This is a genomic window from Pseudoxanthomonas sp. USHLN014 (assembly GCF_037153335.1).
GTDB classification, from domain to species: Bacteria; Pseudomonadota; Gammaproteobacteria; order Xanthomonadales; family Xanthomonadaceae; genus Pseudoxanthomonas_A; species Pseudoxanthomonas_A winnipegensis.
This window is the reverse complement of the sequence record NZ_JBBCKO010000001.1, coordinates 543,592-567,259: the sequence shown is the minus strand read 5'-3', so window position 1 is coordinate 567,259 and position 23,668 is coordinate 543,592. Positions and strand designations below refer to the sequence as shown.

25 protein-coding genes are annotated in these 23,668 nt (G+C 66.3%); 1 reads left to right on the top strand and 24 read right to left on the bottom strand.

Going from position 1 to position 23,668, the window contains the following annotated elements; genetic code table 11:
- Positions 1–44: 44 nt before the first annotated feature.
- The 21 genes from WFQ05_RS02510 to WFQ05_RS02410 form a co-directional block, all read right to left on the bottom strand.
- Positions 45–2,045 (bottom strand): SGNH/GDSL hydrolase family protein, encoded by a 2,001-nt coding sequence (locus WFQ05_RS02510; RefSeq protein ID WP_337052499.1) that lies wholly within the window; start codon positions 2,043–2,045, stop codon positions 45–47.
- On the bottom strand, positions 2,045–2,428 hold the full coding sequence (locus tag WFQ05_RS02505; RefSeq protein WP_337052498.1) for a hypothetical protein: 384 nt from the start codon (positions 2,426–2,428) through the stop codon (positions 2,045–2,047). The genes WFQ05_RS02510 and WFQ05_RS02505 overlap by 1 nt, the downstream gene beginning before the upstream one ends.
- A complete protein-coding gene (locus WFQ05_RS02500) occupies positions 2,425–3,498 on the bottom strand; it encodes a hypothetical protein (RefSeq protein WP_337052497.1) in 1,074 nt (357 codons plus the stop codon). Before WFQ05_RS02500 ends, WFQ05_RS02505 begins: the two co-directional genes overlap by 4 nt.
- On the bottom strand, positions 3,495–6,026 hold the full coding sequence (locus WFQ05_RS02495; RefSeq protein ID WP_337052496.1) for a hypothetical protein: 2,532 nt from the start codon (positions 6,024–6,026) through the stop codon (positions 3,495–3,497). The genes WFQ05_RS02500 and WFQ05_RS02495 overlap by 4 nt, the downstream gene beginning before the upstream one ends.
- Complete coding sequence (locus tag WFQ05_RS02490; protein ID WP_337052494.1) at positions 5,984–6,307, bottom strand: NlpC/P60 family protein; 324 nt, start codon at positions 6,305–6,307, stop codon at positions 5,984–5,986. The genes WFQ05_RS02495 and WFQ05_RS02490 overlap by 43 nt, the downstream gene beginning before the upstream one ends.
- A complete protein-coding gene (locus tag WFQ05_RS02485; RefSeq protein WP_337052493.1) occupies positions 6,304–6,777 on the bottom strand; it encodes a DUF1833 family protein in 474 nt (157 codons plus the stop codon). The genes WFQ05_RS02490 and WFQ05_RS02485 overlap by 4 nt, the downstream gene beginning before the upstream one ends.
- Positions 6,777–7,058 (bottom strand): hypothetical protein, encoded by a 282-nt coding sequence (locus tag WFQ05_RS02480; protein WP_337052492.1) that lies wholly within the window; start codon positions 7,056–7,058, stop codon positions 6,777–6,779. The genes WFQ05_RS02485 and WFQ05_RS02480 overlap by 1 nt, the downstream gene beginning before the upstream one ends.
- Before the next feature lie 148 nt (positions 7,059–7,206).
- The gene (locus WFQ05_RS02475) at positions 7,207–9,588 is read right to left on the bottom strand and encodes a phage tail length tape measure family protein (protein ID WP_337052491.1); all 2,382 of its coding nucleotides are present in this window, start codon (positions 9,586–9,588) and stop codon (positions 7,207–7,209) included.
- Positions 9,589–9,933: 345 nt separating this feature from the next.
- Positions 9,934–10,389, bottom strand: coding sequence for a hypothetical protein (locus WFQ05_RS02470; RefSeq protein ID WP_337052489.1), 456 nt, complete (start codon positions 10,387–10,389; stop codon positions 9,934–9,936).
- Between the two features lie 20 nt (positions 10,390–10,409).
- On the bottom strand, positions 10,410–11,405 hold the full coding sequence (locus WFQ05_RS02465; protein WP_337052486.1) for a phage tail tube protein: 996 nt from the start codon (positions 11,403–11,405) through the stop codon (positions 10,410–10,412).
- A 30-nt stretch (positions 11,406–11,435) separates the two neighbouring features.
- A complete protein-coding gene (locus WFQ05_RS02460; protein ID WP_337052485.1) occupies positions 11,436–11,642 on the bottom strand; it encodes a hypothetical protein in 207 nt (68 codons plus the stop codon).
- Positions 11,643–11,745: 103 nt separating this feature from the next.
- Positions 11,746–12,243: a hypothetical protein gene (locus WFQ05_RS02455; RefSeq protein WP_337052484.1), complete on the bottom strand. Its 498-nt coding sequence runs from the start codon at positions 12,241–12,243 to the stop codon at positions 11,746–11,748.
- Positions 12,240–12,635 carry a hypothetical protein gene (locus WFQ05_RS02450; protein WP_337052483.1) on the bottom strand — a complete coding sequence of 132 codons (396 nt, stop codon included), beginning with the start codon at positions 12,633–12,635 and terminating at the stop codon, positions 12,240–12,242. Before WFQ05_RS02450 ends, WFQ05_RS02455 begins: the two co-directional genes overlap by 4 nt.
- Before the next feature lie 8 nt (positions 12,636–12,643).
- Complete coding sequence (locus WFQ05_RS02445; protein WP_337052481.1) at positions 12,644–13,108, bottom strand: hypothetical protein; 465 nt, start codon at positions 13,106–13,108, stop codon at positions 12,644–12,646.
- 35 nt (positions 13,109–13,143) lie between these two features.
- On the bottom strand, positions 13,144–14,226 hold the full coding sequence (locus WFQ05_RS02440; protein WP_337052480.1) for a hypothetical protein: 1,083 nt from the start codon (positions 14,224–14,226) through the stop codon (positions 13,144–13,146).
- A 28-nt stretch (positions 14,227–14,254) separates the two neighbouring features.
- The gene (locus WFQ05_RS02435; protein WP_337052479.1) at positions 14,255–14,608 is read right to left on the bottom strand and encodes a DUF2190 family protein; all 354 of its coding nucleotides are present in this window, start codon (positions 14,606–14,608) and stop codon (positions 14,255–14,257) included.
- Positions 14,609–14,646: 38 nt separating this feature from the next.
- Positions 14,647–15,738 (bottom strand): hypothetical protein, encoded by a 1,092-nt coding sequence (locus tag WFQ05_RS02430; protein ID WP_337052478.1) that lies wholly within the window; start codon positions 15,736–15,738, stop codon positions 14,647–14,649.
- Entirely contained in the window at positions 15,735–16,070 is a 336-nt protein-coding gene (locus tag WFQ05_RS02425) for a hypothetical protein (RefSeq protein WP_337052477.1), read from the bottom strand. The genes WFQ05_RS02430 and WFQ05_RS02425 overlap by 4 nt, the downstream gene beginning before the upstream one ends.
- Positions 16,071–16,156: 86 nt before the next feature.
- On the bottom strand, positions 16,157–18,265 hold the full coding sequence (locus WFQ05_RS02420; protein ID WP_337052476.1) for a minor capsid protein: 2,109 nt from the start codon (positions 18,263–18,265) through the stop codon (positions 16,157–16,159).
- Positions 18,262–18,582 (bottom strand): hypothetical protein, encoded by a 321-nt coding sequence (locus tag WFQ05_RS02415; protein WP_337052475.1) that lies wholly within the window; start codon positions 18,580–18,582, stop codon positions 18,262–18,264. The genes WFQ05_RS02420 and WFQ05_RS02415 overlap by 4 nt, the downstream gene beginning before the upstream one ends.
- A 568-nt stretch (positions 18,583–19,150) precedes the next feature.
- A complete protein-coding gene (locus WFQ05_RS02410) occupies positions 19,151–19,753 on the bottom strand; it encodes a JAB domain-containing protein (RefSeq protein ID WP_337052474.1) in 603 nt (200 codons plus the stop codon).
- Between the two features lie 306 nt (positions 19,754–20,059).
- On the opposite strand from WFQ05_RS02410, the gene WFQ05_RS02405 reads away from it, so the two are divergent.
- Positions 20,060–20,653 carry a hypothetical protein gene (locus WFQ05_RS02405; RefSeq protein WP_337052473.1) on the top strand — a complete coding sequence of 198 codons (594 nt, stop codon included), beginning with the start codon at positions 20,060–20,062 and terminating at the stop codon, positions 20,651–20,653.
- A 2-nt stretch (positions 20,654–20,655) separates the two neighbouring features.
- Here WFQ05_RS02405 and WFQ05_RS02400 read toward each other — a convergent pair whose 3' ends face one another.
- From WFQ05_RS02400 to WFQ05_RS02390, 3 genes are read right to left on the bottom strand one after another with little or no spacing between them, the layout of a single operon-like run.
- Positions 20,656–22,536 (bottom strand): hypothetical protein, encoded by a 1,881-nt coding sequence (locus WFQ05_RS02400; RefSeq protein ID WP_337052471.1) that lies wholly within the window; start codon positions 22,534–22,536, stop codon positions 20,656–20,658.
- Entirely contained in the window at positions 22,536–23,321 is a 786-nt protein-coding gene (locus tag WFQ05_RS02395; RefSeq protein WP_337052469.1) for a hypothetical protein, read from the bottom strand. The genes WFQ05_RS02400 and WFQ05_RS02395 overlap by 1 nt, the downstream gene beginning before the upstream one ends.
- Positions 23,318–23,650, bottom strand: a complete 333-nt coding sequence (locus tag WFQ05_RS02390; protein WP_337052468.1) for a helix-turn-helix domain-containing protein — start codon at positions 23,648–23,650, stop codon at positions 23,318–23,320. Before WFQ05_RS02390 ends, WFQ05_RS02395 begins: the two co-directional genes overlap by 4 nt.
- Between the last annotated feature and the right edge of the window lie 18 nt (positions 23,651–23,668).

Sequence of the window (23,668 nt, the reverse complement as noted above, 5' to 3'; positions counted from 1 at the left end):
TGGCGATCGGGCGCCGCCACTCTAGCGCGTAGGACGATTCCGAATCACCTCCTGAAGCTGATCCCCGTAAGGCTCACGAACGATGCCGGCACCGCACCCGACCTCAACTGGAGGGCGCCGCTCGCAAGCACATCGAACTGCACCATGCCGCCCTCGTAGGGAGCAGCGATGATGCGCTGGTTCCCGGGCGCCATGCCGGTGGGCAGCGTCAGCACGGTGGTGCCGGCCGTGGTCGTGCCAGGCTTGATCAGTCCGTCGAGGGTGACGACACCGCCCGCGGAGATGGCCGCGCGCGCGGGGCCGTAGATGCCCCCGAAGTTCGACCAGCCGTTGGAGAACGAACTGCCGCTGTTGCCGATGGCGACCGCGATTCCAGTCCAAGCGCCCCAGAAGTTGTCGGAGATGGTCGCGCTTCGGGTGATGGTCAGGCCACCGGTCGCGCTCTGGCTCAGCGACTGGACCAGCAGCCCGTCGACGTTGGTCGTGGTCAGGATGCCGGTGATCGGGAAGCCTTCCTGGGTGCGCGCCACCTCAATGGTGACGCCCGGGTCGTAGTTGACCGGGTAGAAGTCCGGCGGCTGCTTGGCGTAGGGGTGCCCGTAGTAGGCGCTGCGGACCACGTAGCCATTGCTCGACCAGCGCATGATCTCCGACTCGCCGAACATCCAGTCCACGATCGCGCCCCAGAGCCAGGCCTGGGCCACGTTGCGCGGATGCAGTGAAACCGGCTGCTGGCCAGAGGACTCAGCGGCATCCAGCCAGCGCTGGCGCGCCCACATCGAGTCGTCGCGCGCGCCCGTGTCGTTGAGGTATTGGTAGGCATCGAAGTACGCGCAGCGGTAGTCGGCGCACGCAGAGTCGAAGATGCCGCGCAGCTGCTCGTACCACTCGGCGGTGCGCGTGTGGTTCTGCTTGTCGATGGTGGCGTTGGGGCCAACGATCAGGATCGCAGTGCCACCTACGTCCCCGCCGCTGATGCCACGAATCGCGGCCAGGCCGTTGCGCAGGTTGGTGCGGAACGTGTCCAAGCGCGTGCCGATCGGGAACGAGCCGTCGTTGATGCCGCACTTCAGGATCACCAGGTCCGCCGGCGTCGAGCTGTTCGCGCCGATGTCGGGGCCCGGGTTCCACGTGCTCAGATTCGAGCCGCCGACGCCGCGATTGGTCACGCTGAAGAAGTTCCGCACGCCGCGCGAGGCTACCAGGTCTGGCAGCAGCTCCTGGAGGAAGAAGTTCCAGTCGATGAAGTTCAGCCCGCCCTCGACAGTGCTATCGCCGTACGTGTAGCACCGGATCGCGCGGTTCGTCGCCTGCATCACGTTGTAGACAGCCCACAGGTACTCCTTGCCCGTGGCCACCGGCCGCGTGTCCCGGTAGCTGTTGATCTGCTCCTGGCCGCTGTAGGCGTCGGTCTTCATGACCTTGCCCTGCCCTCGCAACCGCACGCCGCTCTTGTTGTCGGGCAGCGAGGTCACCGCGACGGTGGTGCCTGCAGGGATCAGCACCTCGCCGCCCAGCGGCGCGGCGTTGATAGCGTCCTGCAGAGCGGTGAAGTCGCCCACGCCGATGCCCAGCTCCCTCACCTTTCCATCGAGCGGGCGCGCCTGGGCCGCCGAGGTCTGCCGGAAGCCGACCATCGCCGCGCCAGTCGGAGCGCTCAGGTCAGGTCCGCTGACGCCCTGGACCAGCCGCCACTTCGTCGCATCGAAGCTGGCACCCGTGGTGAACGGCATCGCCGAGGGCACCGGCGCGTAGACGTTACTGCCGTAGCTGACGGTCAGCCGGCTGTTGTTGACCGCGATGCCCGCGGCATAGGGCACCGGCACCAGGTAGCCCAGGCCCTGCAGGACGGAGCTGGCCTCCTCAGCGGCATCGGCCACCACGGCATCGAGCGCGCCACCGATGGCCGCGGCCGCCGCCGAGATCTCGGGCAGGAAGAACAGCGCCGACTTGCCATCGGAACGACGGGTGCCGCGCAGGTAGTCGTTGGGGCCCGGCGACACGACAGGAAGGTCGCGCTCGGGGATCGTGTCGTTGATGTCCATCAGAGCACCTCGGCTGCGTTGACCGTGGCGGGCACGGCGTTGATTGAAATGGCGTTGCGGATGCTCACGTCGCGCAGGTAGTCCTCGCCCCACGGCACCCGCTCCACCGGCTCGCCCAGCACCGCCAGCAGGCAGTCACGGGCGATGAGGTCAGCAGCTGCGGGATCGCGGTCCTGGTGGGTCAGCACGGTGGCGATGGGCTCGCCGGCAGCCGTGAGCAGCGCGGCTCCCTGACCGTCGATTGCCCGAGCCGTGGCAGTGAACACGACGGCGTTGCCGGCGGAGGCGCGCGTGCAGGCAACCGCGACGAGGCTCCCATCGTCCAACTCGATCCCGGTCTCGCCGGGCTGGACGGGGATGTCCTCGCGTTTGGTGTAGCTCATGGTGAGATTCCTGGCGCCTGCTTGGCGTTGTGATGGGGGAAAAGGTGTTGCGGTTCATCGCCGACAAGGAACACCCGGTCAGCCCATTCGCCCGCGCAGCTGATGTGCTGGATGTCGATTTCGCCCAGGCGCTCGACCTCGCTGATCGACTCCGGTCCATCGCCGGTGACATCCACATCGATCGTTGGAACGTCCGCTGGATCCAGATCGCTGGCAGCCACGAAGCCATGGCGCATGGTGAGGATGGGCGCCTCCGCGGAGCAGCTGAGCCGGTGGCCGCTGGTGTTGCTGATGCGCACGCCCATAGCGCGCTTGCGCTCGCTGTAGGTGACCTCGACCCAGCCGTGCGGCGCCAGCAGCCAATTCCCTGCGCGCACCTTACCGGCACGGATCGCGCCGCGCGTCCGCTCGATCACCCAGGCATCCACCCAGGGGCAACTGCCGGCGCCACCGGACCCGCCGCCACCGCCGATGCTCCCGCCGCCGCTCCCGGAGCTTCCCGCGGCCGGGAACTTGACGGTGATCGGCGCCAGCGCGATGCGGCCGTCGACGTTGGCCGAATCCACGATGTTCGACGCTAGGCCGAGCACGCGGCTTCCGCCGACCAGCTGCGGGTCGTCGTAGTAGAGGTAGTAGGTGACCGACTGCCCAGCCGTGCCGCTCACCGTGGCGCTGCTGGGCGCGTAGCTGATGGTTTTGCTGCCGATCACCAGCGTGCCGGACGAGACGCTGATCGTCGCGCTGCTGGGACCGCTAGCTGGGCTGGTAGCGCTGTAGGTCACCGTGGTGGCGATACTCCACATGCTGGCTTGGTTGGCCACCGCGTTGGTCGGCAGGGCTGCGGCGCCCTCGCGCGCCGTCGGCGCGACGGTCTTGCTGAGGTCCACCCAGGCCGACTTCTTGCCATTGCGCGCCACCGCGCGGATCTGGATCTGGTACTGCAGCCCCCGGGTCATCCCGTCGATCGCGATGTCCTGGCCGGCCGGATACAGCGGCAGCAGCACCCAGTCCGTGGGGTCGGTGCCGATGATGCGGTGCCGCACCTCGTAGGATACGGTCGGTGCGGTCATGCGAGCAGGCCCTCAGTTTCGTGCCCAGAGGGCTTGCGCACGCCGATCAGCACCCGGTTGCTGCGGATGCCGGCGTCGTCGGTGGCATCGTTGTAGAGGCCGGAGACCACGCTGATCACCTGGGGCTCGGCCGGCCCGTCGTAGATGGCCCCCGAGATCTCGCTGACGATCTCGTCCGGCGGCTCCAGGAAGAACGGATGCACGCGCGGATCGGCCTCCACGGCGGTGAAGCTGGTGCCCAGGTCCTGACCGTAGGTGACGCCGGTCACCAGAAGCTGCTTGGTCTCCTGGCCCGTCAGGCCGAGAATCACCGCATCGCCGATGGCCACGCCGGCAGGCATGTCCTGCAGCGCGAAGCCGTTGGACTCGCCGCCGGCGCCGATGACCCGCACGACCTCCACCTCCCCGGTCGCCTTGCGCAACTGCACGCTGTAGGACTTGCCCGCTTCGGTCACGATGGCCTCGTCCAGTACCAGCCATGCGGCCGCGCCGGCGATGTCGGTCGCGGGCCGCAGGCTGATCACGCGGCCCCAACCGACGCCCCATTCCGTCACGTCGTGTGCGACATCCACCAGGTCGCCCCGCGTCGTGCCCAGGCCCGCGACATCGGAATCCCAGGTGATCACGTTGGGCCGGAATTTGCCCTGCGCGAGGTGGTAGCGCCCGACCTGCCAGGCCTGGAACGCACCCATCGCCTGCTCGATCTTCAAGGTCTCAAAGCGCGCCGGCTCCGGCGCGGTGGACGGCAGACCGCGCGCATCGACGCCGCGGTAGCTGTAGCCGTCGTCCAGCACGATGATCTCGTCGTCCTGCCAATCGGCGTCCGGGTTCTTGAACTGCACGCGCAACGCCTGAGGCAGATCGATGAACTTGCGGCTGACCCGCAGGTTCTTCGTGTCGAGGGGCGAGAAGCTCATCGTCCGCTGCTGCTGGCCGCTGTCGAACACAACGCAATACTTGCCATTGCGGCGCCCCAGGCTGCCCAGCGATCCGGCCAGCAGGCCGTTGATCAGCTCCCATGCGGTGGTGGCGCTGTCGCAGACCTTGCGCCCAGCGAAGGCCATCGCGTCTGTCCATTCGGCGAAGTCTGCGAAAGAGTCCAGATCGATCTGGGCCGCGGCGACGTGGCGCGAAAGCCCCTCGCACTCGGTCAGCAGCCAGTACGCGCACCACGCCGGATTGGTGCTGAACTGCCTCGACCAGGTGCCGCTGGCGCGATCGTAGACGCCGATCTTCTGCCGCACCCTGCAGCTGACGGTCTGCAGCGTGCCCGTCAGCTGGTCGGTGGCCTTGATGCGCATGGCCAGCTTCCAGGTCCCCGTGGTCGACGGGTTGGTGTACTTGACAGAGCGCAGCAGCGCCCAGGTGCAGGCATCGATGTAGGTGTTGTCGCTGCTGCCGCGGCGCGCCGCCAGGCGCGTCACCTGCACGTCGTACTGGCCAGGGGCTGGATAGTCCCATGCCATGCCGGCTGAGAACGGCTTCTTCGTCTCCTTGCTCACGAAGGCATTGCAGCCCGGGATGTTCTCGGTCGGGTACAGCGGGCCCAGGCCACTCCAGCGCACGTTCTGCGGCTGCAGCCAGGTCGTGGTGCCGGTGGGGCGGTAAAGCACCTTGAAGGCGTTCGACAGCCCGAAGGTCTTGTTGCTGGTGCCCACACCGAAGAGCCCCTGCGGGTGCACGATGTCGATGCTGCTCGACTGCGTGCCTGGCGAGGTCGTGCGTTCCACCACATCGCCAACCGCCAGCGAGGCGCCGACCGAAGCCTCGAACACGTCGTTCGTGTACAGCGTCGGGGTCTTGGTGACCTCGTACTGCACCTCGTCGTACAGGCTGATCGAGGTGTCACCGATCTTGATGTCGGAGACCTCGATATCGCCGTAGCCGAGGTCGAACAAGCAATGGAAGTAGGCGCTCTCGCCCACCACCTCGTTGTACTGGATCGCCGCGATCGGGGGGAAGAAGCGGCAGTCGCCGATCACGAACGGGATGACGCCCCAGGGATTGAAGCTGTTCGCTGAGCCCGTGAGCTGGTTCCACTGGCCCTCGGTGGCATTCGTCCCGCCGGAAGGCGTGGGAGGGGCAATGAGCGCGTTGACGACCAGTGAGGCTGCCAGGGTCACGCCTGCGGCGAATGCAGACGCGCCCGCGGTGCCCGCTCCGTAGAGGGACGCACCCCACCCGGCGCTGAAGTAACTCACCACGATCAGCACCACGGCGCCCAGGACCTGCTTCCAGCCATCGCCGCTGCCCGCCAGCGAACTGCGGGTCACGGTGATGCAGCTGCCCGGCTTGGGCCGCAGCTTTGCCCACCAGGCTGCGGGCACAACATAGCCGCCCACGCGCACCTCGAGGTCAGGGGACAGCCCAGCACCGCTGCTCGCCTCGGTCAGCATCGCGGCCAGCGTCTGACCACCCCGCACCTGCACGACACCTGGCGCGGCGAGCGGGTGGGCGCGGAGCACGAGGTCGGCGGTCGGAGCACTCAGCGCATGCATCGGTAGTACCCCTCGATCCGTGAGCCCCACAGGGGCGATGACAGCCGGTCGATCACTGAGGTCCGACCTTCCTCGCAGTGCAGGAAGCCGCCGCGGCCGTCGCACACGCCGACATGGCCAGGCCGACCGGCGATGTTGAACACCACCACATCGCCCTCGCCCGGCCGCTCCACGCGCTCCCAACCTGCCGCTTCGCCCGGGTCGTCGGTCGCCGGGAATCCGATGCCGCAGTCGGCCAAAACGGCAGCCACCAGCACGCGGCAATACCGCTCGCCGGTGTACGGCCGGCCCGTGTAGTTCCCCAGGTTCATGGCCAGAGCCCTTTGCTGTTGCTGGGCGTGTAGGTCTGCGCCGGCACGCCTTGGTTCATGAAGTCCTCGACGTAGCCGGCGGTCAGCTGCACCGTCATCACGTCGATGTCCGCTCCGACGATGTCGAAATCGAACGGCCCAACCTCGACCACGTCGGGCGAGGACGCCAGCACGACCTCGAGCACCGCTGTCGGGATGCCCTCCAGGTTGCGGATCAGGCGGGCCACCTCGCGGTCGACGTTGTCGATCGTGATGGTGACCGTGCCCGGGGCGTCCTCGTTGTCGGTTGGCAGCGTGGACTGGAACGGGTACGGCGTGAACTCGCCCGCCAGCCGCATCACCGTCTCGGTGTTGTTGACGATGCGGATCGTGTCGATCGCCGGGTGGCTAATCGACAGGCACGCCAGAAATACCTCCTCAGTCTCAGCCGAGAGCACAGCGCGGGTTGCGGCTGGTGAAAGCTGGCGCATCAGGTCGTCAGCCCCGCGCCCGCGCCGTCGATGAGGTGCGAACCCGCTTCGTTTGCGAGCAGATAGTGCCCTGGCGAGGTCGCAATGAGGTCCAGCGACATCGTGGCATACCAGCGGATTCCACTGCGATGCGGTTCGATGGAAGGGGCCTTTTGAAAGCGGTATGTCGCTGGCGTACCAGGCGGGCGTCTGAAATCCTCCCAATCGAAGGGCAGCGTCGATGCGAGCGTAATATCGTGAAAGTCTTCGAGCGTCTGAAGCTGCGCCTTGGTGACCAGCACGCGGTACACAACGGTGCTATCGGTGCTCGTGAATCGGCGACGCATCTTGGCGCGCCCAGCATCCATGGACGTACGAATGCTGTTATCGCCCGGCGTGAAACCAGCACCCTCCACGAGCGGAGGCGGCAACGAAGCGGGCCACTGCGGATTACCCACGCCGCACCCCGCGCATGGGGAGGTTGTACCGGTCGCGGAGGTCGGAGTCGAGTGCACCGCTGCGCACTGCCCCGCGAAGCTCATTCTTCAACCAGATCTTGATGTCGAAGTTGCCAAATCCATCCGACGCCACCTCTTGGCGATCCTCATTGGCGCCCTTGTTGATGGTCAGATTGACCACCGGCGCAGATCCAGCCGTTGGCTGTGCCGCCGCAGCGGCCCTAGCGGGAATGACGGTACCGTCCGCCCCGGAAAGCAGCCATGTGCGTCCATTCGATCGCAGCAGTTCAGGCACCCCACCCTCCGCCACCTCGTGCAGGCTGCCCGCGCGAACGTTACCCCCGGACGCGCGCCCGCTAAATCCGGTCAGGTTCGGATTGAAAGCCCCGTAGTTGCCAGAAGCAGCAGCGGCCCGCGTGGCTGCGTTTCCGCCGCCAAAGAAGCTTCCCGCCAGTCCAACGAGGGAACTAAGCCAGCCCCCCGACCCGGTCTGCGTGCTTCCTGTCGCGCCCATCGTTTCCTTGAGCCATTGATCGAGGCGGATCTCCAGGAGGGCCGCCGCCAAGCGCTTTACTGACGCTACGGCTCTGTCTCCAAAGTTCTCTGCATCGGTGGCCGCCGACATGAAAATGTCCTTGGCAGTGCCGCGCACCGCGTCCATCGCATCCACCGCGTCGCGCGTCGCGTCACGCTGCTTTTGAAGCCGCTCGGTCGCGGTGACAATGGACTGACCCCACTGGCTCTCTCGGGTGACGCCGGCTGCCAGCAGGTTCTGGCGGACCTCCAGTTCATCATTGGACAGGCCGAGTTCTGCGCGCTGCGCTGCGATGTCGGCCAACACCGCACTGCGCTGCGCGTCCTGACGGTCGAGTTGCTGCTGAAGCGCATACTCTCGATCCATCTGGTCAAGCCGCTCAGCCATGACCAGCAATTCCTGCTTCTTGGCCTCGGTCAGTCCCTTTAGTGCGCCCAACTCGGTCTGGTAGCGCAGCTTGGCGACCTCGGACTGATCCGAGACCTGCGAGCCCACGGCCAGTTGCTGGCCATAGCTGTCGCGCAGTCGCTCGTATGCGTTCTGCAACTGGCGCGCGGCGCGCTCCTCCTCGGCCAGGCGCTTCTTGCGATCGGCCGGGTCCTCGGCGTTGGGGATAGCCTGGCGCGTGCGCGCGGCCCGCAGGGCGGGCTGTGGGTCACCTGCGTTGCCCTCATTAAACAGGACCGGCACCTTGCGCTTGGCCAGCTCGGCCTGCAGCGCCTCGATCTCGTTGTCGTAGTTGGTCAGGCTCTGCTGGCGCTGCTTGTTCAGGCTATCGATGTCGAACCCGAGGAACGTCGTGCGCTGCTGTTGCGTGCGGGCGCGCAGGTCCTGCGCGCTGGCCAGGCGCTGTTGCAGGGCGCCGGTGGTGGCATCCTTTGGTGCCAGGCTGCCATCGCTCAGCTGCGCGACCTGGCGCTGTTGGCCGATCAACTGGCCCAGGTTGCCGATTAGCCCTGCGGCGGCGCTGGTGCCTTGCAGGAGCAGCTCGACAAGGTTCTGGAAGCCGGCCTGAACTCCAGGGTCCTGGAGTGTCTGAACTAAATCTTCAACGGACTGCGTGAGGCCCTTCAATCCTTCGCCGTTGACGTCGCCCGTCAATAAGTCTGCTGTCGCCTTCTTAAGCGCGATCAGCGCTCCACCCAAAGTGTCACGCGACGCCAGCGCAGCGCCTTGATAACTGTCGTTAAGTATGTCAATAACGACACGCTGCGCCTCGGCTGCTTTTCCTGAATCCTCCAGTGCCGCTATTCCGTTGCGCACTTCCTTCGTGAAAGCTGCGCCGAACCCCTGCTGCGCCAGTGCCGCGGCGGCCTTCGTGGGTGACTCAAGCGCACGGCCAACGGTCTCGGCGGACTGCTCCACGCTGATGCCAAGGCGCGCTGCCTGGTCGATAGCGACCTGCAGTGCGGGCGCGAAATTCTCGCGCACGATGCCACTATAGGACAGCAGACGGGTCGCGGCGTTGGTGATCTCGCCGCCGCTGAAGTTGCTGGCCTTGGCGATGTCGTTCGCCATGCCGGTGATCTGCTCGGAAGTGAAGGCCGCCTGCTGCCCCGTGGACTTCAGTACCGCAGTGAGTTGGGCCTGCTCATTCTGCGCGTCGATGCTGTTCTTGATGACCAGCGCCAGGCCGGTTGCCGCGAGCGTGCCCAGCGCCAGCGCGCCGGTCCGCACTGCGCTGCCGATGCTCTCGCCAAAGGCGTACCACCGCTTGGCCGCGTCATCGGCTGCGTTGCCGCTATCCTTGGCTTTGCGATTGATGTCGTCGAAAGCCGCCTTGACGTTGCCGTCTCCGTCAACCTCAAAGCGCACTTGGAAGCGTGCCGGGCTAGCCATCAGTGCGTGGCTCCTGCTGGTACCTTTCCAGGGCGGCCCGCACACGCGCGCGCTCGGCGTGCTGCAGATCGGCCAGCACCTGCGGCAGATCGGTGATCCCAAGATCCGCGGCCTGCGCTGTCAATATCGCGACGCAGTCGGCGTAACGCAGACCAGTCGGCAAGCCGCTCGGGGCGTACTGGAACTGGGTTTGGCACGCCAGATAAGCCAACGCGCCGGGGACGGCGTCGGGCAGCAGCCGCGGCTGCGGACAATCCGGGCATACGACAGGACACGAGGCGCAGGCCTCGGAGGTGAAGGTATCGCCGTACCAGTCCTCGAAGTCCCATAGACGTGTGCCGTCTTTCAGGCCTGGGCCCGCGCCGGCGTGCCAGCGGACCCAGGCAAGGAGTTTTTTGCCACGCCGTCCCGGCTGGCCTTGAACAGCGCCGCGCGCACCGTACGGAAGAACCACGGCAGCGCTAGCAGCGCACCCAGGCTGCCGGCATCGAAGTCCAGCGGCGCGTCGTCCGCTCCCGCGACACCGCGCCAGTCGCTCACGCGCGCCTGCAGTTCTGCCAGGTCCTTCGCATCGATGCGCTCGGCCGCGTCCACGATGGCGCGCACGTCCGCGACCGTCTGCAGAGCGCCGTCCGCCACTGGCTCGGCCGAGTGCGCAAGCGCGTCCTGCTCGCGCGCCTTGAGTTCCGCGCGGGTGAACACCCGCATGCGCAACCAGATGACGGGATCATCTCCGTCCGCCTCCGCCGCCGGCAACGTCACCGGCACCCACATCAAACCCGCATCCGCCGCCCTGAACATCGTGTTCCGCCTCCTGCTGGTTAGACCGTGGCGCGTGCGCTCTTGAGCACCGCCGTGACGCCCACTTCCGCGCCGGCCGGGCGGTAGGCGATGAAGTTGAAGTTCTGCTTGATACCGCGCGGCCCGGTGACACCGGGCGTGGTCGCCTCGATGGTGGACAGCGGGATGGTGATCACCAGCTGCTCGTTGCCGGCGGTGCCGGCGCCGGTACCGCGGCTCATGGTGATCTTGAGCTTGAGGTTGGCGTCGGCCTGGGCCTTGGTCAGCAGCGCGGGGGTGTCGAACTGGGCGACACCATCGCCGGTGATGGCCACCTGACCTTCCGGCATGTCGTGACGCAGGCCGCCGTCGTTGAGGCAGTACAGGTCGGTGTCGAGGTCGTTGTCCCAGTTGAGGTTCAGCGTCTCGATGCACACCTGCGTTGCGCCGTCATCCAGCTCCAGCGCCAGACCCGCCAGTGCGAAGGCGGCGTGGCCGTAGTCCTCCGGCGCATCGTCCACCGGGGTGGCCGGCAGGTTGCGCAGCGCGGCGCCGACCAGGTTGAACGTGGCCTGCTGCGTCGGCGCGGCCGTGCTGAATGCGAATGCACCGGAAGCGATGCGCAGGTCCGTGTCGCGCACGTAGCGGCCGGGCGTCGCGATGCGGGCGCTGTAGTCGCGCTCAATACCAAGCGCGGCCGGTAGCGCATTGGCGCCGCTGCCAACCTGGAAGGTGTGCGTGTACGCACCGGCCGCGCCGGTGGTGGTCGGCTTGCCGATCAGGTGCTTGAGCCAGAACGCGATGCTGGTGCCGATGGTCACCGCCGCGCTGCCGGTGCCGCCCACGCGCCCGCGCGCGCCGCGCTGCTGGCCGCGGTAGCCGCCGGCCAGGGTCGGGTCCTGTTCCAGCGGCTGGTTGGCGCTGTAGTCCAGCGTGCGGATGTACAGCAGTTCGGCGACCACGGGGTCATCCATCTGCCGGATGCCGGGCTGGGTGAAGCCCACGATCTTGGTCAGTGCACCAGTGGCCTGCGGCATGGCGTGTAACTCCTCGGAGATTGGATGGGCTTAGGCGGCCGGCGGGGTGGGTGGGGGGGCGTCAACCGGCGCGCTTGAACCGGCGGCCTCTTCCTGGATCGACAGCTGCAGACCGTCGTAGATCACGACGCTTTCGCTGCCTCCGGCGGCCAGCACGCGATCGGGCTGGCCGGTGACCCGCACGCGAACCTGCTTGGACGTGTTGCCACAGGCGAAGATGTTGACGGTGGTGGTCATGACGGCTCCCTTTGGGTTGAAAGGCGCCAGCCACGCGACCGTCCGCTGGAGGGCGGGTCGGCGGTGTCAGCCGCATGGCTGGCATGGAGGGTTGGCGCGCGCATCAGGCGTCGCGCTCGATGGTGGTGTTGATGCGCAGGCGCGCATACAAGCCATGCTTGGGATGACTGAGGTTGCGGTCGGTCTGGAACTCGGCCACGTATGCCATCGTGCAGGTCTCGCCCAGCGACGGATTGCGCAGCAGCAATTGCACCAACGCGGCCGGTACGCGATCGGTCTGGTCCACGCTGATGGCCAGATCCTGCTGGTTCCACAGCAGCACCAGTTCGATGTCGCCGGCCCAATCTTGCTGGCTGCTGCCGATCACCACGCCCGCCATGCCGCCTGCAGAACCTGCGTCCTCTCCCTGCATGTCACCGGCATCGTTGATCCAGCACGGAAGGTGCTCATTGCCCACCTGGTCATAGCGGCGGTTGCCATCCAGGACCTTGGGCACGACCGCCTTGTTGCCGCTGCCCAAGTTGAGCGCCAGCATCGCTGCGGTAAACTGCGGGTCGCTGACCAGCAACTGCCTCAGCGCGGCGCGGGCCGCGGGGTTCATTTGGCCCCCAGCGCGGTGGCGGCAGCATCCGCCGCGGCCTGCAGGTCAAGCTGCGTCAGCGCATCGTCGTAGAACGGCCGGCCGGGAATGACGTGCGCCCGCGGATTGCCGTAGGGACGGAACCCGTCATGGTTGGCGCGGGCATACACCGTATCGTTGAACACCACGACGGTATCGCCCTGCACCTGGAAGTTGTGGCCGCGCCGTAGCGTGCCGGTGCGGATCGGGATGGGGTATGCACCAGGCTTGGCGGTCCCTGGACCACCCGTCAGCCGGGTCGCGGCGCGCACTGTTTGGATCGCCAGGCCGCGCAGCAGGGCCAGGCGCGCCACCGGAATGGCGGTCGCCGCGTCGCCCATGGCCGCCTCGACCTGTGCGGCGTCGAACATCACGCCCAGCCTCATTGCGGCCACCCAATGCAGGGCCGGCGGGCGAACGGCCCAGTCTCCACACCCACCAGCGCGACGCCAGTTCCGGGGTACGGGCTGACACCACCGATTGCCAGCGCGATGGCCTCCTCCGCGCATTCCATCGCTTTTTCGGCCGATTCCAGGTACTGGCGCCGGTCGCCATAGTTGAGCGCGTCGCGGCTGCTGGCCGCGTTGGAATCGATGAACGCGGCCCGCGCCTTCCAGAGCTTGGCGCTGACATAGCACAGCTCGGCATCGCGCAGGTGTTGGCCGACGACGGTTTCGGGCGCCACTGCGTCATAGTCGGCGCCGTAGCGCCCTTTGGCCCACAGCGAGGCGCGGTCAATCACGCGGGCCAGATAGCCGCCATCCTCCGCCCAATCGTCAGGCGTGCCGAACTGCTCGCCGCGGAAACCGGCGTCGAGGACGTCCTGCTTCGTGACCTTGGCCGCCATCTGCAACGGGCGGGCAGTACGCCCGCCCTCCCCCGTCAGGCGAAGAGCACGCGGCGCACCTGGTCGGTGTCGGCCACGATGGCGTTGTACTGCAGCGTGCCCACCCAGTCCTGTGCGCGCTTGTAGATGTCGCGCTGGGTCTCGATCTGCAGATCCTGCCAGTTGCCTCGCGCCAGCCGACGCTGCGGCAGCACCAGGTAATAGCCGGTGTCGTTCGCCGCGACGTAGGTGGTGGCGATGACGCCGGCCACGGTCACCGACAGCGGGATGCCATTCTGGTAGGCGATGATCACACTCCCCTGCGTGGCTTCCAGCATGCGCAGGATGTAACCGCGCTTCTCCGGGCTGGTCACGATCCACAGCGGCGTGCTGGCGCTGACGCCGGTACCCTTGTCCAGCTGCTTGCGGTAGATGTCCGCCGCCGCCGCGTTGAGCGTCTCGGTGCCCAGGTCATCGCCTGCGATGTGGGCGAAATTGATGCCGTTGCCCAGGCCGGTGAGCAGCCCGTAGTGCTTGGCCGCCTGGTCGTTCCACGCGTTCAGGCGCAGGGCGCCGACCACTTCCTCGACGTTCCACCACTTGTTGTAGCGCAGCCAGTCGTCCTGGATGCCCACGCCCGCGCCGTAAGTGACATACGGCACCGACAGGTTGGTTTCGGCCGGGATGCGGGCGATCTCGATCTTCTCGCCGGGGGCCCGCTGCTTGAAGGTGACCGGCCAGGTGCCCGTGTTGATGTCGAAAGCCGGCTGATTGGTGCTGCGCAGATCCACCAGGCGGTACAGGTTGGTCCAGCCCAGGTCGAGTTCCTGTAGGCCGGTCTGGTACCAGTCGACGATGGCGTGGGCCACGTCGGACGACTGCGGGGTGTCGGTCGGCACCGCGTACTTCTGGTGCAGCGCGTGCTGCACGCGGGCCGCCTTGATGGCCTGGCCGACATCACCACCGCGCTCGCGCCCCAGCAGGGTCACCACCGAGTCGTTGGCGGCCTTGCCGTTGCACAGGTCCAGGTACAGGTTGGGCAGCGACAGGTCCAGATTGATGGCCATGGCGAGCGCCTTGTACTGCTGCTCGCTGCGATTCGGCAGGCTGGCCAGCCGGGCGTATTTGGAAACGGTCATGGTGATGTCCTTGGTGGGCCAGGCGCCGTCAGGCGACGGGGTAGGAGGTGAAGGCCACCAGCGGGCTGACGGCGGCGGCGGCGGCCTTCGGCTGCAGTGCGTGACCGAACAGCGTGTTGCCGTTCGCGGTCTTGGTCAGGCGCGCATTGGCCGCGTCCCAGTAGAGGGCATCGTTGGGCAACCAGGCCGCCCCCGTCTCGACCGGCGCGCCGTCGACCTCGGTCTCGTACACGAACGCGTTGTGCTCGTTGGCGGCGCGCGTATTGACCGGAATCATCAGCTTGCCGTTGATCAGCACGGGCACCCGGGCGGTGGTCGCGGCGGTGTGGGCGAAGCCGATCGACTTGACCTGCTCGCTGGGGCTCGCAATGTTGAGGGACATGACGGAGGACTCCGGTCGTAAGGGGTGGGATCAGTCGGTCAGGCGGCCGTGCCGCCCAGCGCGGGGTTGTCGCTGAAGGCGCCCTTGCCCTGCTGCGCCGGCAATTCCTGACGCGCGTTGGGGTCGGATGCCGGCATGCGACTGCCCGCCGGCACGCGCGCGGCGTAGTGCTTGGCCAGCCGCTGCAGGCGCTCGGTGGTGTCGCCGGCATAGATGGCCTTGGCCGTCTTGACCGCCTCTTCGTCGTCACCACACAGCCCCAGGTGGCGCTCACCGGCGACGATGGTGTCGATGAGGTCTTCGCGGTAGGCCTTGATCGCCTTGATGTCGCTGGCGAGCGCCTCCGGCTTGTCCAGCAGGTGCGCATTGTCGCCGAAGGCGGTACGCAGGCCGACGATCACCTTCTGCGGCGCACTCTCGTCCAGCTGCTTCTGCAGGTCTTTGTTCTTGGCCTTCTCGGCGGCCAGTTCTTCTTCCAGGGTCATGGTCTTTTCCTCGGGGGTGGGCTTGGCGCCCTTGATGGCCCGGGCGCCCGGCTGGGCGCCAAGCCAAACCAGGGAGCCTTCCAGCGCTTCGCCAGGGCTGGTGATGCGGCGGGCGCGCATCTCGCGGCCCTCTTCGTCGATGAGCGGCCCACCCGACTTCGCGGTGAAGCCGATCGACACGTCGGAGACGATGCCGGCGTCGATCTCATCCAGCAGGTCGCTGTTGCCGGCCGTGCGGACTAGGTATGCGGACGCCATCAGGATGGTGGCCGTCGTGATACCCGGAGGCCACACCAGGTCGGGTGCACGCAGCAGCGTGCGCGCCGCATCCTGGGTCATGTGTTGCAGTTCGGCGGCGAACCAACGCCCCTTTCCGGGGCCGCTGTCACCATCCCAGCCAGTCGGATGCCGGATGAAAAGCCCCTTGCTCGGCAGCGTGCGGGCGAAGTCGGCCAGCAGCGCATCGTCGAAGGCCTCGTCATCGCGGTCGATTGCGTTGTGTGCCAGGGCGAATGTGCGCACATAGAGCTTTTCGGCCGGAATGTCCGCGAGCGTGTACGTCCGGATCGCCGACAGCTGATCCTCGGTCGGCGCGCCCGCCGACTTCACCTGGAGATGCAGCGTCTTGTGCCGCAGCCCGCTCACTTGGTCGCGACTCCCGTCACCGGCTTGAGGTTGGCATGACGCCACTCGGACTGGGTGATGGTCAGCGGACCGGTGTAGTCGGGCGCCTGCCAGGCGGCGTCCAGCGCCGCGGCGGCGGTGGACACACCGCCGCCGGCCTTGTCGGCTGCGGCCTTGTCGGTGAGCGCCGCGGCGATGGCGTCCAGCGCGCCTTTGCGCTTGGTCGACGACTTGTCCTCCAGCGCACGCAGCGCCTTCAGGTCATCGGCATCGAGTTCGGCGAGGAACTCGGCCAGCTCCGCGATCGGCAGATTCTGGATTTCGGCCAGGTCTTCGGTGGTCTTGGTGGACATGCGCGCTCCTCGCCTTCCGCACGGAAGTGGGTCAGGAGCGGATGTTCTTGGTGTGGCCGGGAAACTGTCGTCCCTTTTGGTTGCGCTCAGGCGCGCGGCACGATGGTGCAGCGGCAATTGGGGTGGGAATCACGCACCGGCACCGGCGCTGAGGCGTCGCCGACACGATATGGGCCAGCCTCGGCCAGGTCGCGACAGATCCGCGACACCTTGCTGTCCCCCGCGGTCTCGTAGTCGTACAGCGTGACGCCCTGCTGCTGCAGCAACCGCAATTTGCCATCAGATTGCGCCATGGCGACCTCGCTGCTAGCCAATCGCTCCCAGTTGTAATCACCGCCGCCGAAGCGCGCGCGCAATTGCGACGCCACATTGACCGGATTCTGTCCGTCGAACTCACCAGCCGCGAGCGAGGCCACGATGGGCTGTTGGAACGTCCGCCCAATGCCCGGCCTCACCAACTCAAGACCGCGCTGAGCATAGCCAGTGCGCATGCGCTGACGCTGCGCCTCGATGGCCTGCTGCACGATTGGGTCGTTGAAATTCGCGTTCACCTGGGCACCTGCGTTCGAGACGCCGCGCTCCCACGCGGCGCGCTGACCCCGGCCAAGCGCCTCCGCCATGGTCCGGGCTGTGCGCGCACCCTCCGCCAAAAGCGTCGGCAGGGCGTCGGCGCCGAAGTTGAAGATCTCGCCAATGGGCCGAGACAGGCCCAGCAGCCCCAGGGTGGTCCGTTGCAGCTGCGCCCATGCTTCCAGGAGTTCGGCCGACGTTACGGCCTCGATGCGCGGAAGCGCCGGATCTTGCTCGGCCCAGGCTTCGCCGTCGCTGTCATCGTCTCCGCCCGCTTTGCGTCGGGACTTTGTGCGCTGACTGCGCAAGTGCCGCAGGTTGTTGTCTACGCCCCTCCCGGTCTCGAGCTGCACATGGCCGCTATCGCTCAGCATCAGCGCTGTTTGGGCGCGCAGGAACTCGGCCTGGGCGCGCTTCTGCTCATCCATCAGGTTGGGCAGATGCTGTGCCAACTTCCAGTCGCCGGCCTTCCAGGTGCGGCCGCGCGCGCGCAGCATGGCGGCGATCGGCTTTTCAAGGGCAGCGCGTCGCAGCTCGAAGCGGGTTTGGCTCTCCTGCAGCACCACCACTGACTGCTGCTCGCCAATTCCGGAGGTCTGTGACCAGGTGACGCCCAGCATCCAGCCCGGCAGTCCAAAACCGGCGACGATCTGCTCAAGCATGTGGCGCGCGGGCATCTCGATTTCCAGTTGCTCGCCGGCCGCACCCACGACGTCAATCTTCACTTCGTCATCTACGGCCGCCGCGGTGGCCAGGTCCACGCTGTTACCGCGCGCCTTGCCCGCCATCGCGACAGCCAGGTCAGCCGCGATCTGCCGGGCCCTCTCTAGCGCGGTGGCACCATCGACCTTGCGGTTCTTGGTCCCGTAATGCACGTGGAAACTCGGATCGCCCCAGCGCTCCCAGACCCGCCCTGTCGCGTTCTGGACCTTGAGCAGGATCTGCGCGACGAACGGCAAGCTGCGCAGCAGTGAAGTCCCATAGGGGTTGTCGGCTTCAGCACGGTGCAGCGCGACAACACAGCGCGCCAGATCCAGTTCGACATAACCCATTTCCAACAACCCCGTCGCGCTGTACCTGGCGCGGGTCTCCCCGGCCAGCAGCTGCCCGACACTGCCCAACCCATCTGGCCGGCGATCAGGCTCGTTCGAAGGGGCGCGATAGTAGCAGCGCAGTCGACCGCCATCGCGGACGAACCCAATGCCCTTGCTGTCGGCCACGCGCATGCCGACCACGTCGCGCCCATTGGCGGCGTAGACCATCTCACCCAATCCAATGCCTTGCTCGTAATGCTCGTCACCCTGACTGGCGTAGAAGGCTTGATAGCCCGTCTGCAGGTCGTTGACCGGCACGTTGCGCATCCACTCCTCTATCTCCTGCACGAGCGCATCGTTACCGCCCTCGACAGTGAGGATGCCGTCCAGCGTCACAAGGCGATTGATGCCTCCATCCAGCACCGGCAGCGCCTCGCGCAGTGATTCCCAGAGCCATGGCGAGTTCGCACGCGGCTCCCAGCCTGCGAACGCAGCGGTCCATGGCCCCAGCGACTGACCGGCCCGAAGCGCAGCTGCGATGCCGCCCTCGCGGCTCTTGTCGGGGGCCTTGCGGAATGGATTGAGTTTCATACGGTGCTTGCCTCGATGAGCTGCGCCAAGTCGTGCAGCGTGCGGATGCGGCGCTCGCGCGCCCAGGTAGCCGCCTTGGCTTTGCGCGCGCAGCGGCCCATGTCGTTTTCGTAGCGGTACCACTCGATCCAGCCAAGGCGGTCGCCCAGCAATTGGGCAAGCTGGCGGGTGCAGAGGTCAGCAGCGGACCAGGCACAGTCATGCAGCGGCCCACTTCCTGGCCCCACTGCCTCGCCGAGGCGCTTGAGTGCCAAATCCAACTGATTGACTGTGTGTTCCCACTCATAAAGGGCGGGCGACAGCGCTGTGTCCGTCACGACTGCGCCTCCGGGTGGAATTCGCGGTAGATGTGCGGCCATCTCTGCCCCCTCAATATCGAGGAGGCGTGGCTCTGGCAAATGCCCAGACTCTCGGCGAGAACGCGGTGCGTTGTTCCTGCTGATGCAAGCTCATGTAGTTGACGGACCTGTTGCTCCGTCAGCTTGTTCGAGGGATTTTGTTCGCCAGCTATCTTGCGATTCTCACAAAGACCAGCGGCGAAAGCGTGCCTCTGATTCTCGCTGCCGCTCACCCACTCCAGGTTGCTCGGCGAATTATTGAGCTTGGCCCCATCTTTGTGGTTGACCTCATGGCTCGAGCTTGGCGGAAGCCCCAGGGTGGCAAGCGCCACGACTCGGTGCGCGGTTACACAAACCGGGCTCCCATGACTGAACAGCGTGACTAGGCCATAGCCATTGGTGGCAACGCGAACGCTGATCCGCGTTCGAGGCCTCTGACTTCTGATGCGAGGCCGCTCATTCCAGATTGTCCCATCCACGTCGACGCTGTACTTCCCGGCCTTCAACAAATCGATGACCGTCCCGTCATGAACCCCCGTAGGCCCCTTCATGCGCGCACCGTCGAATTAGCGGACTCACGATTGCGCTTGCGCGTCTCCGCACCCTTCCTCGCCGCCTCCAGCCGCTTGAGCGCGGCCGGGTCGCGGTAGCGCGCGCGGATGCCGGCGTTGCGGGGGTTGCTGTCATCGTGGACCGGTCCAAAGGCCACGGTGCGGTCGCCGCCGACCACGATGTGCTCTAGTAGGCGGATGTCGAACTGCGCCAGTGCGTCTTCCAGGCGGTGGGTGACGGCGTAGTCGGCATGAGAGGGCGTGGGATCGCCACTGGGGTGATTGTGGGCCACCACCACCGCGCAGGCGTTGTGCAGCAGCGCGTGGCGCACCACGTCGCGAGTTTCCACATGGCAGCCGTCCACGGTGCCATGGAACATGCGCTCCACCGAGATCAGCTGGTTCTTGGCGTTGAGGAAGGCCACCTCGAAGTGTTCGCGCTGCTCGGCGTGCAGGCGCAGGCCGAAGAACTGACGGGACGCATCGGGGTCGAACTGCTCGCCCGGCTGTGTGCAGCGGCGGTGGATGATCTTCATGGCACGGTAGATGACCGTGTCTTCGCGCAGGCGACGCGAGGCGTCGGACGCAGAAAGCGACATGCTGGACTCCTTTGGCAAGTTGGAGTCCGCCGCACCCGTTTCCACGCAGAGGCGGCGGACGTGACACGGGTGGAAATACCTGCCAAAGGTCAGGCACGCCTTGCGGCGTCCGCGCCACGCCCGCCATAAGCTGGGCATGAAAAAAGCGCCGCTTACGGGGGGCGCTTGATGCGCCTTTGGATTCAGGTTTCCACGCCTGGACACGGGACTTACCGTGTCGGGTGCAACCCTACTGCCAAATGTTATGTGCTGCAAGTACCCTGTCGCGGGGCGAATGGACGCCCCCAACGAACTCAGGGGAAGCACATGAAGAACCTCATCCTGGCCGCCAGCCTGGCGCTGGTGGCAGCCGGCTGCGCGACCATTCCGAAGCCCAACAATCGGGCCGAGTGGGAACTGGTGCACACGCGCAGATACGCCGACAAGACGCAAAAAGAAATCCTCGATGCCGCGGAAAAAGTGCTGGCGGCGGCAGACCACGATTTCACTTTTGATTATCCACCTGACAAGCTTGTGGCGCAGCGAAAATGGACCGTGTACGCCGTGCTTGCCATCGTCGGTGGCACCGATTATTGGACCGTGGAAACAAGGGATGTTGGTGGCACGACACAGGCCATGGTCCAGATTACTCAGCAGTCCACGGCGACCACTGCAAGCCCTTCTTTCGGACCCGGTGGCGCCACAACTTGGGGAGCCGACTCCACCTCGACACCGGGCCAGCCGATCCAGGCCCGCGCTTCGTACGATCTGTTCTGGGATCGAGTTGATGCACTGCTGTACGGAAAGCCCTGGGTGTCCTGCAAGGATCGCAAGGCAGAGCTTGGCCGTGAGCCGCGCGGTGCGAAATTCGGACTGGAGACATTGTGCAGCGTCACCACCGACGACAAGATGCCCCACTGACATCACGCCACCCTCCTTTCGGCTACGCTCGAAGCGAAAAGATCGACGCCGGCGCCGTCATCGATCATGGCGCGCAGCTTGCGTAGCATCTGCTGGCGTCGCGCGTCGGGGAAGTGGTCTGAAACCTTTGAATAGATCGGCCACTTGGCACCCTCGCGGGCGGTCTGTGTGGCCATATCGTTGAGGGCGTCGGTGTCGTAGGGCATCGCGTAGCCACCGGCCTGGAGGCGAACGGTGATGCACTGTGTCGCCCAGTGCTTGGCGGGGGCGGTCAGGATGCGCTGCTCCCCCGTGCGTGGATCTTCCTCCTGCAGCGCCTCACCATCCTCGCCCAGGCATTCCACCGACTGCTGGAAATGAAAGCCGACCAGGCGATCCTCGAAGCCGGCATCGGCGAAGCGGTCGGTGCTGCAGAGGTCCTTGACCAGCACGGTTCCAGCGCTGCCGAGATCGGCGCCCCAGAACGGAAGGCGTCCGAAAAGTCCATCCAGCACGTAGACCAGGTCTTCCTGCACGTGATACGGGAAACCGCGCAACTGGATGCGCAGGCGGTCATGCCAGACATCGCCGATTTCCTCGCTCATGATGATCTCGGTGGGGTCGTTGCGCTCGCCTAGGTCGGCCCCCGCCCAGAACACGCCCATACGCGCGCCCGTGATGTGCTGGCGCAGCACATCGCGCAGTATCTGCTGCCGTGCCGCATCCGAGCCGCGCAGCAATGGGGAAAGCGCCGTGCTGGTGTCTTCCAGCCACGCGTAGTTCCCGACCTTTCGCCCCTCCAGGTGCGACAGTTCCACACGGCGTACCTCGATGCTGAGCGTGTCGGCCTCACTGTCCGCATGCAGTCGGATGTATCGATAGTCGGGCATCGGAAGGACGTTCGGCAGCAGCGCGCCCCAGGACCAGACTGGATTCTCCGCCTGGCCATGCTCGCCCAGCACGTTGCGCTGATAACCAGGGGTGTTTCGACCACCGAAGCGCTTGAGCATGTCGGCCTCGCGCTGGGCATCCCAGAACGGTGGTGGCTTCATGGTCTGCTGCCAACGGAACAGGCGGTTTCCTGGCTTGCCCACCGGCAGGTCGATTACCGCCTGCTGCGTGATGCGGAAATAATCGCTCCCGCGATCCCCGTCAGGGACCGAATACACCCTGCTCCGGCAGCCAGGCTTCAGGGCGCGCCAGAACTCGCTGAAGATCACGGCCTTTTTCGCCTTGGCCGCCTCGTCGAACATGCCGAATGCGTTGACGTGGACACCACGGAAGGCCTCGCCATCATGGCCGCCCGGGCGATAGTAGGTGCGCGCAATGCTGGGCTTGTCTGGGTTGAGCGGGTTTGGCGCCAGGAAGCGGTGCATCGTGTGTGGTGTCTTCTTGGGCTTCAGCCAGAAGTGCTGGATCAACGTCTTCTGGCCCGCGCCGTCGGAGACACCAAACTGCTCCTCAAGCGCGAGGATGATCTCGTCCAGGTGGGTCTGCTGAGGCGCAGCCACCAGCGACCATGGGTTGGGCACGCGCCCGCCCATGGCGGTGCAACCGGCCCAGGCGATCAGCGCGATGATCTCGCGCGTCTTGCCACACTCGGCACCATCCTGGTGAACCACGTCCTGATTCCATGCGCGCACACTGGGGCGCTGGTAGTCCCAGAATCGGTACGGCGCGCCTGAGTCCGGCTCGAACAGGAACGTTTCGGCCCAGCGCAGCGGGTCCTCGAAGGTGAACACCACCAGCGACTCTTCGACGCTGATCCCGTAATCGCCGCGCTGGAGCTGGTGCCAGGACCAACCGCGCTCGGCGAGCCATGCCTCGTACTCATCGGCGTCGTATACGCCACGGTCCAGCATCTGGGCCTGCAGCACGCCAACGCTGGGCGGGCGCAAGCGCATCAATCGCCGTCCTGCGAGATGGCCGGACGCGGGGCACCCTTCGCCGCCGCAGCGCGCTGGAAAATGCCAGCCAGCACGGTCTGCATGCTGTCGGCCTTTTCTTCCTCGACTTTGGCGCGGGCTTTTGCTTGTGGGGTCACGAGAAGCTCGGGCAGGCTGATGCCCAGCACCTCCAGGGTCTTGATCATCATCGGGTAACCCGGGTTAGCGACGTACTTGCCGATGACCTCGCTGCCATCCTTGCGAGTGATCACCTCCCCATCTTCGCCGATCATCGGGATGCCGATAACCAACCCCTGGTCGGCCATGGTGGCGCGCAGGTCGTGCAACTGCTGCAGCGCCGCAGCCAGCTCGGACGCCATCAGCCCGTGCATGCCCCCCATGCTGCCGTTCTCGACCGCGTCGATGATCGAACCGAACGCCTGCACGAACACTTGCTTATCGAGGCAGCTTCCGCCGGCGCTGGTGAGTTCGTCTTCGACCAGGCTGCACGGGTACTTGGGACAGGTGGTAAGGCATGGTTTGCCCATGGCGCCAATCAGCGACTGCATGCCGTTGTCGAAGTGGACGCGATGCACCGCGCTATGCAGCCCCGTCTTCCAAGCGTTGCGACTGCTGCGCGCTTTGCCTTCTGCGGTGACCGGGCCCGTGCTCTTCTGTGCGTTAGCTCGGTTGGCTGCGAGTTGGGCGTCGGTGAGCGGGCCCCGCGGCGCGCGGGCGGCGGCCCGCCGCTGCTCCAGTTCACCAGCGGTCAGCGGTCGGCGTGGGCGGATAGACTTTTTCACCGGTCAGTGTCTACCACGCGCCCGCGGAAACTGTCGCCCCCTGCTGTACGCGCGACGATGCGGCGCACCCACTGCCTTGAGACCCCCATCGTTGCCGCGATGTCCGCAATACGCCAATCCGGCCTGCCGGCAAGTTGCACGATCAGCGCATCGCGCTCCGAGCCCCACAGGTCGCGAAAGAACTTCTCGCGCATCGGCACGCTGATTTTCCCGGGCCCAAGCTCGTCGAGGACCTGACACATGATCCTGGCGGCCATTTCCGGGCCGTGGGAGCGAATCAGGCGGACGGCCAGCGCTCCCCAGGCGGTGTCGTGGGGCACCTGATGCATCAGTCGCACCTCGAATGG

Coding starts and splice junctions, on each gene's coding strand:
- WFQ05_RS02510 (WP_337052499.1), bottom strand. CDS start 2,045: ATGGACATCAACGACACGATCCCCGAGCGCGACCTTCCTGTCGTGTCG.
- WFQ05_RS02505 (WP_337052498.1), bottom strand. CDS start 2,428: ATGAGCTACACCAAACGCGAGGACATCCCCGTCCAGCCCGGCGAGACC.
- WFQ05_RS02500 (WP_337052497.1), bottom strand. CDS start 3,498: ATGACCGCACCGACCGTATCCTACGAGGTGCGGCACCGCATCATCGGC.
- WFQ05_RS02490 (WP_337052494.1), bottom strand. CDS start 6,307: ATGAACCTGGGGAACTACACGGGCCGGCCGTACACCGGCGAGCGGTAT.
- WFQ05_RS02485 (WP_337052493.1), bottom strand. CDS start 6,777: ATGCGCCAGCTTTCACCAGCCGCAACCCGCGCTGTGCTCTCGGCTGAG.
- WFQ05_RS02475 (WP_337052491.1), bottom strand. CDS start 9,588: ATGGCTAGCCCGGCACGCTTCCAAGTGCGCTTTGAGGTTGACGGAGAC.
- WFQ05_RS02470 (WP_337052489.1), bottom strand. CDS start 10,389: ATGTTCAGGGCGGCGGATGCGGGTTTGATGTGGGTGCCGGTGACGTTG.
- WFQ05_RS02465 (WP_337052486.1), bottom strand. CDS start 11,405: ATGCCGCAGGCCACTGGTGCACTGACCAAGATCGTGGGCTTCACCCAG.
- WFQ05_RS02460 (WP_337052485.1), bottom strand. CDS start 11,642: ATGACCACCACCGTCAACATCTTCGCCTGTGGCAACACGTCCAAGCAG.
- WFQ05_RS02455 (WP_337052484.1), bottom strand. CDS start 12,243: ATGAACCCCGCGGCCCGCGCCGCGCTGAGGCAGTTGCTGGTCAGCGAC.
- WFQ05_RS02445 (WP_337052481.1), bottom strand. CDS start 13,108: ATGGCGGCCAAGGTCACGAAGCAGGACGTCCTCGACGCCGGTTTCCGC.
- WFQ05_RS02440 (WP_337052480.1), bottom strand. CDS start 14,226: ATGACCGTTTCCAAATACGCCCGGCTGGCCAGCCTGCCGAATCGCAGC.
- WFQ05_RS02435 (WP_337052479.1), bottom strand. CDS start 14,608: ATGTCCCTCAACATTGCGAGCCCCAGCGAGCAGGTCAAGTCGATCGGC.
- WFQ05_RS02425 (WP_337052477.1), bottom strand. CDS start 16,070: ATGTCCACCAAGACCACCGAAGACCTGGCCGAAATCCAGAATCTGCCG.
- WFQ05_RS02420 (WP_337052476.1), bottom strand. CDS start 18,265: ATGAAACTCAATCCATTCCGCAAGGCCCCCGACAAGAGCCGCGAGGGC.
- WFQ05_RS02410 (WP_337052474.1), bottom strand. CDS start 19,753: ATGTCGCTTTCTGCGTCCGACGCCTCGCGTCGCCTGCGCGAAGACACG.
- WFQ05_RS02405 (WP_337052473.1), top strand. CDS start 20,060: ATGAAGAACCTCATCCTGGCCGCCAGCCTGGCGCTGGTGGCAGCCGGC.
- WFQ05_RS02400 (WP_337052471.1), bottom strand. CDS start 22,536: ATGCGCTTGCGCCCGCCCAGCGTTGGCGTGCTGCAGGCCCAGATGCTG.
- WFQ05_RS02390 (WP_337052468.1), bottom strand. CDS start 23,650: ATGCATCAGGTGCCCCACGACACCGCCTGGGGAGCGCTGGCCGTCCGC.